This window comes from Nocardia sp. NPDC004151 (assembly GCF_042874235.1).
Taxonomy (GTDB): domain Bacteria; phylum Actinomycetota; class Actinomycetes; order Mycobacteriales; family Mycobacteriaceae; genus Nocardia.
The window spans coordinates 261,660-276,060 of record NZ_JBIAMR010000009.1 but is presented as its reverse complement, the minus strand read 5'-3'; the positions used below and the strand labels follow the sequence as shown (position 1 = coordinate 276,060).

At 71.9% G+C, this 14,401-nt stretch carries 2 protein-coding genes; both read left to right on the top strand.

The window, feature by feature from the left end:
* The first annotated feature begins 69 nt into the window (after positions 1 to 69).
* Positions 70 to 732, top strand: coding sequence for a DUF6875 domain-containing protein (locus ACFYTS_RS22090; RefSeq protein WP_357278582.1), 663 nt, complete (start codon positions 70 to 72; stop codon positions 730 to 732).
* Between the two features lie 9 nt (positions 733 to 741).
* Positions 742 to 14,379 carry an amino acid adenylation domain-containing protein gene (locus ACFYTS_RS22085; protein ID WP_387306802.1) on the top strand — a complete coding sequence of 4,546 codons (13,638 nt, stop codon included), beginning with the start codon at positions 742 to 744 and terminating at the stop codon, positions 14,377 to 14,379.
* Positions 14,380 to 14,401 lie beyond the last annotated feature (22 nt).

Genomic DNA, 14,401 nt, shown 5'->3' with positions numbered 1-14,401 from the left:
CTCGATCAGCCGAGGTGAGTCATGAGCGAGCGTGTTATAGGCCCCCGCTCGGGGCTACAGTGGGTCCCTTTGGGGGACATCGGATCAACCTGCCCGGCCGCCCGGCCGACGGTGGCGGCGTTCCGGTCCTGGGCGGATTCCATGCTGACCCAACCCAGTGACGAACTGGGCCGTGACGGGCCGGTTTGCCCGTTCGTCCGGCCGTCGATGCGGCGGGATCTGCTGTGGCTGGCGCAGGTGCCGGCGGCGGAACCGCGGCCGATGTGGGTGCGCGCGATCATCCGCGACGCCCTGGAGCTGTATCCGGAACTGCCCACGGGGAACGGTAGTTCCACATCGGTGCTGCGCGCATTGATCACGGTATTCCCGAATTTGACCGACTATTCCTTGATCGACGAGATCCATGAGGAATTCAAGACCAAATTCGTGGAGCGCGGCTCGATGCTCGGGCAATTCTATCCGGGCTGTGATCAACCGGGCCTGTGGAACAAGGAGTTTCGGCCCCTGGACGCGCCGATGCCGATGCTGGTGGTGCGCGCCATGATGACCACCGACTTCCCGTTCCTGCTCGACGACCCCGAATGGGCGGACGCCTATGTGCGCAAGTTCGCGCCGACGCTGCCCACGCACGTGCGCTCGGTCATGGTGAGTCGCTTGACTTCCCGGCACGCCTCCCAGGTGCCCGCCTACGAGGTGGCGCCGACCGATGAATCCTTCTCGACCAGCAGTTAGGCGGTAAGCATGACGCGAGTTTCCGGCCACACCTTCCCGCTATCCCCGGCGCAGCTGGGGATGTTCTACGCCCAGCAGCTGGATCCGGCCGTGCCGTTGTCGGAGGCCCAGTACATCGAGATGCGCGGGCCGCTCGAGGTAGAGACGCTGCGGCGGGTGGCGGTGCTGGCGGGCCGTGAGTTCGGTTCGGGCGTCCTGCGGTTCGTCGAGGCCGGCGACCAGCCGTGTCAGGTGGTCGACACCGGGCTGGAGCGCGAGATCGGGTTCCTGGATCTCACCGATCGCACCGATCCGGTCGCCGAGGCGCTGGAGTGGATGCGCGCCGACGTGGCGCGGCCCATCGACCTGTTCGGTGTGAACGCCGGGATATCGACGGTGATCCGGGTCGGGGAGTCCCACCACCTGTGGTACACCAGAGCTCACCACCTTCTCATCGATGGATTCGGTTCGGTGACCATGCTGTATCGGGTCGCCGAGCTGTACAACGCCGCGGTGCGCGGGCAATCGGCGCCTCCCGGCACCGCGGCCTCGCTGTTGGCAGTGCACGAGGCGGAGATGGCGTACCGGGAGTCCTCCCGGTACGTCACCGACGAGCACTACTGGCGCGAGGCCACCGCGGGCATGCCCGACCGGTGCAGCCTGGTCGCGGCCACCGCGCCGGCGTGTGCGCTGGGGCGTGAGGCCCGCGCCCAGCTGGGTGACGGCACCGCCGCCCGGCTGGAAGCCGCCGCCCGTCGCTTCGACACCAGCTCGGCGACCGTGGTCATGGCGGCGGTCGCGCTCTACTACGCCCGCCTGACCGCCACGGAGGACGTGGTCCTGAGCCTGCCGGTTTCCGGCCGCACCACCGCGGTCCTGCGGCGTTCGGGCGGCATGATCGCCAATGTGGTGCCGCTGCGCGTGCCGGTGCCGCGCACCGGGCGGGTCGGCGAGGTCCTGGAGGCGGTCCGGGTCGCGGCGTCGGGAGCTCTACGCCACCAACGGTTCCGCCACGAGGACATGCGCCAGGACGGTGAGCGAGGGGATGACGGCGACCGGGCCACGGCCGGGAATGACGGGGGACGGCGGGCCGAGTTCGGGCGGGGGATGACGGGGCCGGTCATCAACATCATGTTGTTCCCGGCCGGGATCGATTTCGAGGGCGTCGAATCGAGCCTGCACGTGGTGACGTCGGGGCCGATCGAGGATCTGTTCGTCAACTTCTATCAGCACGGGGCGGGCGCGCCGATCCATGTCGACTTCGCGGCGAATCCGCGGTTGTACGACGAGGATTCGCTGGCCCGGCATCATCGCCGGTTCCTCGCGCTGCTGGATTCGCTGTTGTCGGCGGAGGCCGGGAGTCCCGTGGCCGAGCTGGATTACACGGTGGCGGACGAGAAGCCGCTGCTGGCGGGCGCGCACGGGATGACCGCACCCGAACCGCGGCTGCTGCCGGAGATCCTGGCCGCCGGTCTGCGTCGGGCGGGTCCCGACGCGATCGCGGTCATGGCAGCCGATCGGCGAATGACCTACGGCGAGCTGGACGCGCTCTCGAATCGGCTGGCGCGCAGGATATCGCGCGCCGGCGGGTCCGGCTCGGATGTGCCCGTTCTGGGCCCGGAGTCGACTGTCCTGCTTGCCCTGCCGCGCTCGATCGAGGCGGTGGTCGCGTTGTGGGCGGTGGCCAAGACCGGTGCGGCGTTCGTGCCGGTGGGCACGGCCCTGCCCGCGGCGCGGCTGGCCGATATCGCCTCCGAAGCGGGCGCGACGGTCGGTCTCGCCTTCACGGAATCGTCTGCGAAACTGCCGGATTCGATGCCGTGGATCGCCCTGGACGATCTCGTGCGGGGCGGCACGGCCTCCGACGACGCCGGCCTGTCGGATCTGCCGTTGACCGCTGATGAGCTTCGTGGCCGCCCCCGGGTCGAGAATCCGGCCTACGTGGTGTTCACGTCCGGGTCGACGGGTGTGCCGAAGGGCGTGGTGGTGACCCACTCCGGTCTGGCCGGTCTGGCCGCGGCCATCGTGTCCGCGTACCGGGTGGATCCGGGTTCCCGTGTCCTGCAGTGCTTGAACCCGAGTTTCGACGCGGCGGTGCTGGAGTGGCTGATGGCGTTCGCCGCGGGCGCGACGCTGGTGGTGGCCGAACCGGATCCGGTGCTCGGCACCGAATTGGCCGGGCTGGTCCGGGATTACGGCATCACGCAGGTGTGTTCCACCCCCGCGGTGCTGTCCACGCTGGAGTCGAACGCGCTCGACGGCGTGCGCGCGGTGTCCTCGGGCGGTGAGCCCACGCCGCCGGATATCGTGGCGCGCTTCGGGACCGGGCGGGATCTGCTGAACTCGTACGGGCCCAGCGAGACCACGGTGGCGGTCACCTACACGGGTGGCCTGGTCGCGGGCGTCCAGTCGGGTCTCGGCGATCCGATTCCGGGCGCGGGGATGCTGGTGCTGGACCGCTGGCTGCGCCCGGTGCCGATCGGCGCGGCGGGGGAGCTGTACGTGAGCGGTCCGGGGGTGGCGCGCGGGTACGCGGGCCGTCCCGGTCTGACCGCGGAACGGTTCCTGCCCGCGCCGGACGGTGCGGCCGGGGCGCGCATGTACCGCACCGGAGACCTGGTGCGCTGGACCGAGCACGGCGTGCTCGAGTACGTGGGTCGTGGTGATTTCCAGGTCAAGTTGCGCGGTATGCGGGTCGAGCTGGGGGAGATCGACGCCGCCCTGAACGCGCACGCCGGGGTGGAGATCGCGGTGACCGTGGCGCGTCCGGGCGCCGGCGGTGGCACGGTGCTGGCCGCGTACGTGGTGCCGCACGCCGGGCACGCGATCACCGAGGCCGAGCTGCTGGACCACGCCACGCACCGGCTGCCGCCGTACATGGTGCCCGCGACCGTCACCGTGCTGGGCGCGCTGCCGCTCACCGCCAACGGCAAGGTGGATCGGCGCGCGCTCCCGGAACCCGTGGTGGCGCCACCGGTCGATGCCGGGGCGGCGGCCACCGAGACCGAACGCGCACTGTGCACCCTGTTCGCCGAGGTCCTCGGCATCCCCCAGGTCGGTCCGGGCACCTCGTTCTTCGCCTTGGGCGGCGACTCGATCATGGCCATCACCCTGGTCTCGCGCGCCCGCGCGGCGGGCCTGGTCTTCTCCGCCCGCGAGGTCTTCGAGCATCGCACTCCGGCGGGTCTGGCCGCCGTGGTCACGCATCTGGAGGATCGCCACGAGCGGCTTGCCGAACTCCCGGGCGGCGGCGTCGGCCGGCTGCCGCTGACGCCGGTCGCGTCCTGGCTGTTGAGCCGTCCCGGCTGGCGGCATTTCGCCCAGTCGATGGTGGTCCAGGTCCCGGTCGGGGCCCAACCCGCGATGGTGCTCGCCGCCGTGCAAGCGGTGCTCGACCGCCACGACATGCTGCGGGCCCGCGTCGTCCACGCCGATGACGGGCCGCGATTGGATGTCGCCCCACCGGAGACCGTCGACGCGGCGACCCTGCTGACCCGCATCGACTGCGCCGCGGTGCGGGGTATCGCGGGCGACGGACTCGGCGAGCCGGAAGCCGAGGTCGTGATCACCGCCGCGGCGATCGATCGCGCCTTGGCGGCGGCCGTCAACCGCCTGGATCCGCGCTCGGGGTCGATGCTCGCCCTGACCTGGCTGGACGCGGGTGCGGGCCGCTCGGGACGGCTGGCGATCGCCGTGCACCACCTGGCCTGTGACGCGGTGTCGTGGCGAATCCTGCTGCCCGACTTGATGTCCGCGTGGGCGCAGGCCGTGTCCGGCACCCGGCCGGAACTGCGCGAGACGGGGACGTCGATGCGCACGTGGTCGTACGCGCTGGCCGCCGTCGCGAACGCCGATACCGGCGGCGCGGACCACCCGGACGGTGCGGTGGTGGACCTGCCGTGGCCGCGGCGAGAACTCGGATACTGGCGCGACGTCCTGGCCGAGGCCGCTCCGATCGGATCGCGCGCGCTGGACCCGGCGGTGGACACCCACCGCACCGCCGCGCGCGTCGATCTCGAAGTGCCGGAGGATGTCTCGTCGATTCTGGTCACACGGCTCGCCGGAACCTATCGCTGCGGCGTCGAGGACGCTCTGCTGGCCGCCTTGACCATGGCGCTCGCGCGCCGGCGTGCCGGGCTCGGCGAGACCGGGGCCGCGAGCACCGTGGTCATGGTCGAGCGGCACGGCCGTGACGAGACCGCCGTCGCGGGAGCGGACCTGTCGCGGACGGTCGGCTGGTTCACCGCCCAGGTGCCGGTTCGGCTGGGACCCGTTGCCGTGAACGGTGATTCGGGCACCGATGCGGTGGAATCGGTGCTGAAGAACGTCAAGGAGCAGCTGCGTGCCGTGCCGCGCGGTGGCCTCGGCTACGGACTGCTGCGCTACCTGAACCCCGAGACCGCGTCCGAGCTCGCCGCCTTCCCGGAGCCGCGGCTCGGTTTCAACTACCTGGGTCAGATCCCCGATATCGAGATCGAGGGCGACTGGCTGCCGATCGCGGTCGGCGACCGGCTGGGCGGGCACGCCGACCCGTCCATGCCGCTGGCGGCGGTGCTGTCGGTGGATGCCGTCACCCTGGAGTCGGCGGCCGGGCCGCGGATCCGCGCGATGTGGCAGTACGCCTCCGAGGCGATCGCCGCCGAGGACGTGGAAACGCTGTCGCGCGAATGGCTTTCGGCTCTCGGCGAGATCGCCGAGCTGCTCCAGCGACCGGATGCCGGTGGCCTGACCCCCGCTGACCTACCCCTGCTGAAGGTCTCACAGCCCGACATCGACGCCTGGGAACGGACTCTCGGCCGTCTCGCCGATGCCTGGCCGTTGACGCCGTTGCAGCGCGGCCTCCTGTTCCAGGCCCAATTGGCCGAGGGCCGCTCGGACGGCTACTCGGTGCAGGCGATCATCGATGTGGAAGCCGATCTCGATCCGGACCGGCTGCGGGCTGCCGCCGAAGCCCTGGTTCGCCGCCACGACGTGCTCCGTGCGGGGTTCATCGCCTCGGATACCGGTGCCGTACAGGTGATCCCAGCCGAGGTGTCGGTCCCGTGCGAGTATCGCGAGGCGATCGGCGCGACCCCCGAGGAGCTCGACGCTCTCGCCGCGGCCGAACTGCGCGTCCCCTTCGCGGTGGACCGCCCTCCACTCATCCGTTTCCTGTGCGTCGCGGCGGGTGAGCGCCGGTTCCGGCTGGTCATCACCAACCACCACCTGATCCTCGACGGCTGGTCCATGCCGCTGCTGTTCGCGGAACTCATCGGCCTCTACGAAACCTCGGGTGACGACGCGGGTTTCGCGACCCCGGTCCCGTTCCGCACCCATCTCGAATGGCTGGCCGCCCGCCCCGCCGAACGGGCGCGCGGCGCGTGGACGCAGGCCTTGGCGGGCCTCGACGGTCCCACCTTGATCGCACCGACCGCCCCGCGCGCCGCGGCCGCGACCGCGCCGGTCGCCCACGAGGTACCGCTTCCTGAGGGCCTGCCCGATGCCCTGCGCCGCACCGCCGCCGCCTGCCAGGTCACCGTCAACACGCTGGTGCAGGCCGCTTGGGCGCTGCTGCTGGCCGAGCGGACCGGAGCCACAGACATCGTCTTCGGCGCCACGGTGTCCGGCCGCCCGCCGGAACTCCCCGGCTCCGACCGCATGGTCGGCATGCTGGTGAACACCGTCCCGGTCCGGATCACCCTGAACCCGGCCGAATCCATCGCCGACCTGCTCACCCGCGTCCAGCACGAACAGGCCGCGCTGGCCGAACATCAGCACCTGGGCCTGGACGAGATCCACGCCGCCACCGGGCTCGGCCGGCTGTTCGACACCGCCACCGTCTTCGAGTCCTACCCGGTCGACGCGGCCACCCTGGCCGCCGCCACCCGCCACGCCGACCTCGCCGTCACCAACCTGCGCGCCCAGGACGGCACCCACTACCCGCTCTCGCTGGCCGCCTACGCCAATGACGGCCTCCGCCTCGAGCTCACCCGATCACCTCGCTATTTCGATGCCGCCCAAGCCGATTCGCTCGCCGAGTCCCTGTCCCGCCTGCTCGTCGCGCTGACCGGGCCGTCGACCCACCGCGTCGCCACGGTCACCGGCGTGGCCCCGGACGCCGATGCCGCGATCCGCCACGGCCTGCCCGCGGGCACGCCTCGCCTGCTACCGGACCTGTTGGGTTCCGGCGCGTCCCCGAACGCGGTCGCGATCCGCGATGCCTCCCCGCTCGCCCCCGGAGCGGACGATGCCGCGCCTGTGGATGCGGGAGTGGACGGCATCGCGCCTGTGGATGCCACCGCGCCTGTGGATGCCGGAGTGGTCGGCACCGCGCTCGCCGATGCCGGAGTGGATGCCGCCGCACCGCGTGTCGCGGAGTCCGACGCAACGGGCACGGGTCGGTTGGTGGACGCTCGGCTCGGCCGGAACGTCGACGAACTCACCTACGGCCAACTGGAGGCGGCGGCGAATCGGTTGGCGCGCAGGATGATCGCGGAAGGAGCCGGGCCGGAGCGGACCGTGCTGGTCGCCCTGCCCCGGTCGATCGAGTCCATGGTCGCGGTGTGGGCGATCGCGAAGACCGGTGCGGCGTTCGTCCCGGTGGATATCACCCAGCCCGTCGGTCGGACGAGCGCGATCGCCGCGGAATGTGGTGCTGTACTGGGAGTTACCGGTGTGGTCCGGGCATCGGACGGTGCGGGCGCCGAGCTGCCCGGCGAGGTGGAGTGGCTGCGGATCGACGATGGGCGGTTCGCCGGCGAGTGCGCCGCGCTGTCCGGCGAGGCGGTCACCGATGCGGATCGCACCGCGCCCTTGCGTCCGGAGCACGCCGCCTATGTCGTGTTCACCTCCGGTTCCACGGGCACGCCGAAGGGTGTCGTGGTCTCGCATGCCGGGCTCGCCGACATGGTGGCAGCCACGATGGTGCGCGGCGGGATCACCGCCGATGCGCGTGTCCTGCATTGCGTGAACCCGGCTTTCGATGCCGCGATGCTGGTGTGGATGTCCGCGTTCGCGGCCGGGGCGACGCTGGTCGTCGCGCCGCCGGAGGCGAGCGCCGGAGCCGAACTGGCCGCGGCGATCCGCGCGGGCGCCGCCACCCACCTGGTCTGCACACCGAGCGTGCTCGGCACGCTCGACGCCGCCGACCTGGACGGGGTCGGAAGCGTCATCATGGGCGGCGAGGTCTGCCCGCCCGCCCTCATCACCCGGTTGGGTGCCGGTCGCGCACTGGTGAATTCGTATGGCCCGGCCGAAACCACCGTGGCCGCGAGCTTCGGCGACCCGATGACGCCCGAGACATCCGCCCTGGTGGGCACGCCGGTGCCCGGAACGACGTTGCAGGTGCTCGACCGGTGGCTGCGCCCGGTGCCGCTCGGCTCGGTGGGCGAGTTGTATGTGCGTGGCCCCGGGTTGGCGCGTGGTTATGCGAGCCGCGCTGCGCTGTCCGCGAGCCGGTTCGTCGCCGACCCGTTCGCGGCCGGTCAGCGCATGTACCGTACTGGCGATCTGATGCGCTGCACCACAACGGGTTTCGAGTACGCGGGGCGCACCGACTTCCAGGTCAAGATCCGTGGGATCCGGGTGGAGCCGGGTGAGGTCGATGCCGTCCTGCTGACGCATCCGCAGGTGGAGGCCGCGGTGACGGTGGCCCGTAGGAATCCGGCCGGGGCGATGACACTGTGCTCGTATGTCACCCTCGACGCCCCGGTCCCGGTCCCCGACCTGCTGGCGTGGGCGGCGAACCGGCTGCCGCGTTATCTCGTGCCCGCGACCCTGCAGGTGCTCCCGGAGCTGCCTCGCACCGTGTCCGGCAAGGTTGATGCGCGTGCCCTCCCGGAACCGTCACTGGTCCAAGCGGAATACGTCGAGCCGACGGGTACGGCGTCGACCGTCGCCGCGACTTTCGCCGAGGTGCTGGGCCTGGATCGGGTCGGCGCCCGCGACGACTTCTTCGCCCTCGGCGGCGATTCGCTCATCGCGACCCGCGTCGCCGCCCGCCTGGCCGCGCACCTGGACCGCACGGTCCCCGTCCGCCTGCTGTTCGAGGCCCCGGTGGTCGCCGAGCTCGCCGACCGCCTGACCGCCACCGAATCCGACACCGCCGCACCGGCCCTGACCCGGACCGAGCGCCCAGCCCTGGTCCCCCTCTCCCCGGCGCAGCAGCGCATGTGGTTCGTGAACCGCTTCGACCCGGCATCCCCGGCCTACAACGTGCCGGTGGCCCTGCGCCTGACGGGCCACCTGGACCATGACGCCCTGCGTGCCGCGCTCCACGACGTCCTGGACCGCCACGAAACCCTGCGCACCGTCTACCCCGACATCGACGGCGTCGGCGTGCAGCGCGTCCTCGACGCCGACGAGGTCCCCCTCGACCTCGAGCCGATTCCGGTGACCCCGGACGCCCTGCCCACCATGGTCGCGGCAACCATCGGCGACGGCTTCGACGTCACCGCCGCTGTCCCACTACGGGTTCGCGTGTTCCGGATCGACACGTCTGCCGGCGATGTGAACGACCACGTCGTCGTTCTCGTCGCCCATCACATCGCGACGGACGGGTTCTCGATGGCGCCGCTGACCCGGGATGTGGCCGCGGCCTACGCGACCCGCGCGGCCGGTGAGGTCCCCACCTGGGAGCCGCTGCCGGTGCAGTACGCGGATTACACCCTGTGGCAGCGGGATCGGCTGGGCGACGAGGAGGATGACCGGTCGCGGGCCGCCCGGCAGGTCGCCTACTGGTCGGACACGCTGGCCGGGGTGCCGGATCATCTGGAGCTGCCGACCGACCGTCCGCGCCCGGCCCGCGCCTCGCATCAGGCGGCCGAATGCACCGCGCGCGTGGACCGCACCGTGAGCGACGCGATCGACCGGTACGCCCGCGAGCATCGGGCGACGCCGTTCATGGTGGTGCACGCGGCCCTGGCCGTGCTGCTGGCCCGGCTCGGCGGGACCGCCGATGTCGTAGTCGGCACCCCGGTCGCGGGCCGCGGCGTGCGCGAACTCGACGATCTGGTCGGCATGTTCGTGAACACGCTGGTCCTGCGTACCGACGTCCGGCCCGCCGAGGGCTTCGGAGCCCTGCTGGACCGCGTACGCGACACCGATCTGGCGGCTTTCGAGCACGCCGACGTGCCGTTCGAGCGGCTCGTCGAGGTGCTGTCCCCGGCTCGCTCGGAAGCCCGCCACCCCGTGGTCCAGGTCATGCTGGTGTTCCAGAACCTGCCCATGCCCGAACTGCGACTGCCCGAACTGACCGTGGCCCCGCTCGAACTGCCGCAGACCAACAGCCGATTCGACCTGAGCCTCACCGTCATCGGCGATGCCGACGGACTGGAGCTGCGCTGCTGCTACGCCACGGACCTGTTCGACGCCGCCACCATGACCGACTTCACCGACCGGTTGGTCCACCTGCTGGGTGAGATCACGACCGAAACCCCGCGCCCGGTCGGCGATCTGGACCTGCTCACCCCGGCGGAGCAGGACCGGCTCGGCGGCGGCCCCGCCCCGGTGACGCCCCCGCGCACCCTGGCCGACATCATGGCCGACGCCGTCGCCGCCAACCCGGACGGCATCGCCGTGATCTGCGGCGACCGGAGCCTGACCTACCGCGAACTCGATGCCCGCGCCGACCGGGTGGCCCGACGGCTCGCGGCCGCCGGCGCCCGACCGGAAACCCTGGTGGCCGTGGGCATTCCGCGCTCCATCGAATCGGTGGTGGCGGTCTGGGCCGTCGCGCGCACCGGCGCGGCCTTCGTCCCCGTGGACCCGGCCTACCCGCCCGACCGCATCGCCCGCATCATCGACGTGTCCGGCGTGCGCCTCGGTCTCACCGTCACCGACCAGCGCCACCGCCTGCCCGGCACCGTGCACTGGTGGTGCCTGGACGAGCCCGACGCCGACGACAACCCGCCCGAACTCGCCGGAATCCCCAGGAACACGGCCAATCCCGCGTACGTGATCTTCACCTCGGGATCGACCGGCGCACCCAAGGGCGTGGTGGTGTCCCACGCGGGTCTCGCGAATCTGGCTGCCGCCCAGCGGGAGCGGGACGAGATCACCCGCGATGCCCGCGTCCTGCATGTCGCCTCGCCCAGTTTCGACGCCTCGGTGGTGGAGCTGCTCATGGCCGTCGGCGCGGCCGCCACCCTGGTCGTGGCACCGCCCACCGTCTACGCCGGGCTCGAACTCGGGGAACTGCTGTCCCGCGAACGTGTCTCGCATATCGCCCTCACCCCCTCGGCCCTGGCCACCGTGGACCCCGCGGGCCTGGACGACCTGCGCCTGATCGTCACCGGCGGCGAGCCCTGCCCGCCCGAGCTGGTGACGGCGTGGGCCGCCGAGGGCCGCCGTCACTTCAACGACTACGGCCCGACCGAGGCGACCGTGTGGGCGGTCGGCGGGTCGGTGCGCTCCGGCGAACCGGTCACGATCGGCGTCCCCGCGCCCGGCGTGCGCGCCCTGGTCCTGGACGAGCGGCTGCGCCCGGTACCCGACGGCGTGGTCGGCGAACTGTATCTGGCCGGAATCCCGCTGGCCCGCGGCTACTTCGGCCGCTGCGACCTGACCGCCGCCCGCTTCGTCGCCGACCCGCACGGCGTGCCGGGGGAGCGCATGTACCGCACCGGCGACCTGGTGCGCCGCCGCGCCGGGAACCTGGAGTACCTGGGCCGCACCGACACCCAGGTCAAACTGCGCGGCCTGCGCATCGAACTGGGCGACGTCGAGGCGGCCATGGTCGCCGACCCGTCGGTCGCGCGGGCGGTCGCGGTGGTGCGCGACGACGGCCACGGCGGCCTGCTGGCCGCCTACGTGGTCGCCGCGCCCGGCGCCGAGCCGGTGCCGGCCCTACTGAAGAAGGCTGCCGCGCAACGACTCCCGTCCTACATGGTGCCCTCCGCGGTCATGGTGCTCCCGGAGCTGCCGCGCACCGCCAACGGCAAACTGGATCTGGACGCCCTGCCCGCCCCGCGCCAGGAGGCCCGCGCTCATCTGGCACCCGAGGGGCCCGTGGAGACCGCGGTGGCGGCGGCCTTCGCCGAGGTCCTCGGCATCGATCGGGTGTGGCGTGACGACGACTTCTTCGCGCTCGGCGGCAATTCGCTGATCGCCACCCGGGTCGTGGCCCGGGTGGGCGCCGCCCTGGACGCCGCCGTGCCGGTGCGGGCGCTCTTCGACGCCCCGACCGTGGCCGAGCTGGCCGCACTCGTGGCGGCGGGCGCGGCGTCCGACCGCCCGCGTCCCGGACCGCGCCTGCGCCCGGCGCGGATCCCGCTGTCGGCGGCCCAGCAGCGCATGTGGTTCCTCAACCAGTACGACCCGGGCTCGCCGCTCTACAACATTCCCGGCGCCTTCGACATCGATGGCGCGCTCGATGTCTCGGCGCTCCGCGCCGCGATCGACGATGTCGTGGCCCGGCACGAGACGCTGCGGACGATCTACCCGGCCGGGCCCGACGGCCTGCCGGACCAGCGTATTCTGCCGCCGGCACCGGGTTCCACGCCGATCACCGAACTCGACGTCACCGCGGACGGCATCCACGCCGCGCTGATCACCCAGCTGTCTCGGGGCTTCGACATCACCCGCGAAACCCCGCTGCGGGTGTGTGTCCTCCACGTCGGGCCCGAACGCACCGTGCTGGCGATGGCGGTCCACCACATCGCGGCCGACGGCTGGTCGATGGCGCCCTTGGCGCGAGATGTCGTGTACGCGTTCGCCGCTCGCACCGCGGGAGTCCCACCCGAATGGACGCCGCTGCCGCTGCAGTACGCCGACTACGCCCTGTGGCAGCACGAACTGCTGGGCGCGGAGAGCGACCCCGGCAGCCTCGCGAGTCGTCAGCTGGAGTTCTGGCGCACCACCCTGGCCGGTCTGCCCGAGGTCCACGCCCTGTCCACCGACCGCCCCCGCCCGACCCTGCCGTCCGGTACCGGCGATCGCATCGAATTCACCGTTCCCGCAACCGTTCAAGACCGCCTGCAGCAGCTGTCCCGCGCCCACGGCGCGACCCCGTTCATGGCGGTGCACGCCGCCCTCGCGGTGCTGCTGGCGCGGATGTCCGGTCACCCGGACATCGCTCTCGGCTCGGTGGTCGCCGGTCGCGGCGACGGCGAATTCGATGACCTCGTGGGCATGTTCGTCAACACCGTGGTGTTGCGCTCGCAGGTCGATCCCGCCGCCGGATTCGCCGCCACCCTCGACGCGGTCCGCCGCGCCGACCTGGCCGTCTACGGCAATCTGGACCTGCCGTTCGAACGACTGGTGGAGGCGCTGGCCCCGGTCCGTTCCACCGACCGTCACCCGCTGTTCCAGGTGCTGCTGGCCTTCCAGAACGTGCAGACCGAGCGAACGGCGCTGCCGGGCTTGGCGGTCCGCCCGCTGGACGCGCCCGCGCCCGGTTCCAAGTTCGATCTCGAATGGATGCTGGCCGAACAGTTCGGCGCCGCGGGGGAGCCCGCGGGTATGACCGCCTCCCTCACCTTCGCCACCGACCTGTTCGACCGCTCCACCGCCGCGGCCATGGTCGACGGCTTCCTCGCGATCCTGGACGCGATGACAGCCGATCCCCTGGCGGCGGTCGGCACCATCGAGGTGGCCGGGGCAGGGCTGCCGGCGCTGACGGCGACTCCCCACGAGGCGCCGAGCCGGGTGGCGCAGGCTCCGGTCCAGCGCGGCTATCGGGCCGCGCGAACCGAGGAGGAACGCATCCTCGTCGCCGCTTTCGAAGCCGTGCTGGAGTCTCCGCGAGTCGGCGTGGACGACAACTTCTTCGATGTCGGCGGCACTTCGATGGGCGCGGTCCGCGTCGTCACCCAGGTGCGGGAGGCGACCGGCCTTCCGATGGCGCTGCAGTGGATGTTCCTCGATCCCACCCCCGCCGCGCTGGCGCGACGCCTCGGCGAAGCCGCCGCGCAACCGGGCGTGGAGCAGTCGATGCGGGTCCTGCTGCCCATGCGCCCGCAAGGTGACGGTCCCGCCCTGTTCTGTGTGCATCCGGCCATCGGATTGGCCTGGTGCTACGGCGGATTGGTCCGCCACATCGACGGCGCGCACCCCATCTACGGCATCCAGTCTCCGGGTGTGACCGACGGCGGGACGGCCGACCGCACCGTGCGCGACCTGGCCGTGCGCTATGCCGAGGAGATCCTTCACGCGCAGCCCGAGGGCCCCTACCAGCTGCTCGGCTACTCGGCGGGCGGTCCGCTGGCGCACGCCACGGCCGTCGAACTGCGCCGCCGGGGTGCGGAGGTGCCGTCGCTGATCATGCTCGACTCCCGCGCCGACGTCACCGTGCCGGACGACACCGCCATTCCGCCGCTGTCGCTGCTGCTGGCCGAATTCGGCGGCATCGACGTCCCGCCCGGACTCGACGACCTCACCGCGGATCGTGCGGCCGAACTACTGGAGACGGCCGGAATCAGTTTCTCCGCAACCGAACTGGAGAACGTTTACGGGGACATGTGTCATCTGCTGCGTCAGATCGCGGTCCACGAGCACGAGGTCTTCGACGGCGACCTGCTGTTCATCGCCGCCTCGGGCAACCCGGAGCCGATCCCGAATGTCAGCACCTGGCGGCCCTACATCGCGGGCCGGATCGACGACCGCCCCGTCGAGTTCGGGCACAACCGGCTCACCACCCCGGAGGCCTGGGAGGTGATCGGCCCCCTGGTCGCGGCGTATCTGAGCCGCTGATCCTGGCCGCGAGCGGGTCGGC

Bases quoted from the DNA above. Each gene is read 5' to 3' on its own strand.
- ACFYTS_RS22085 (WP_387306802.1), top strand. From the start codon at position 742: ATGACGCGAGTTTCCGGCCACACCTTCCCGCTATCCCCGGCGCAGCTG.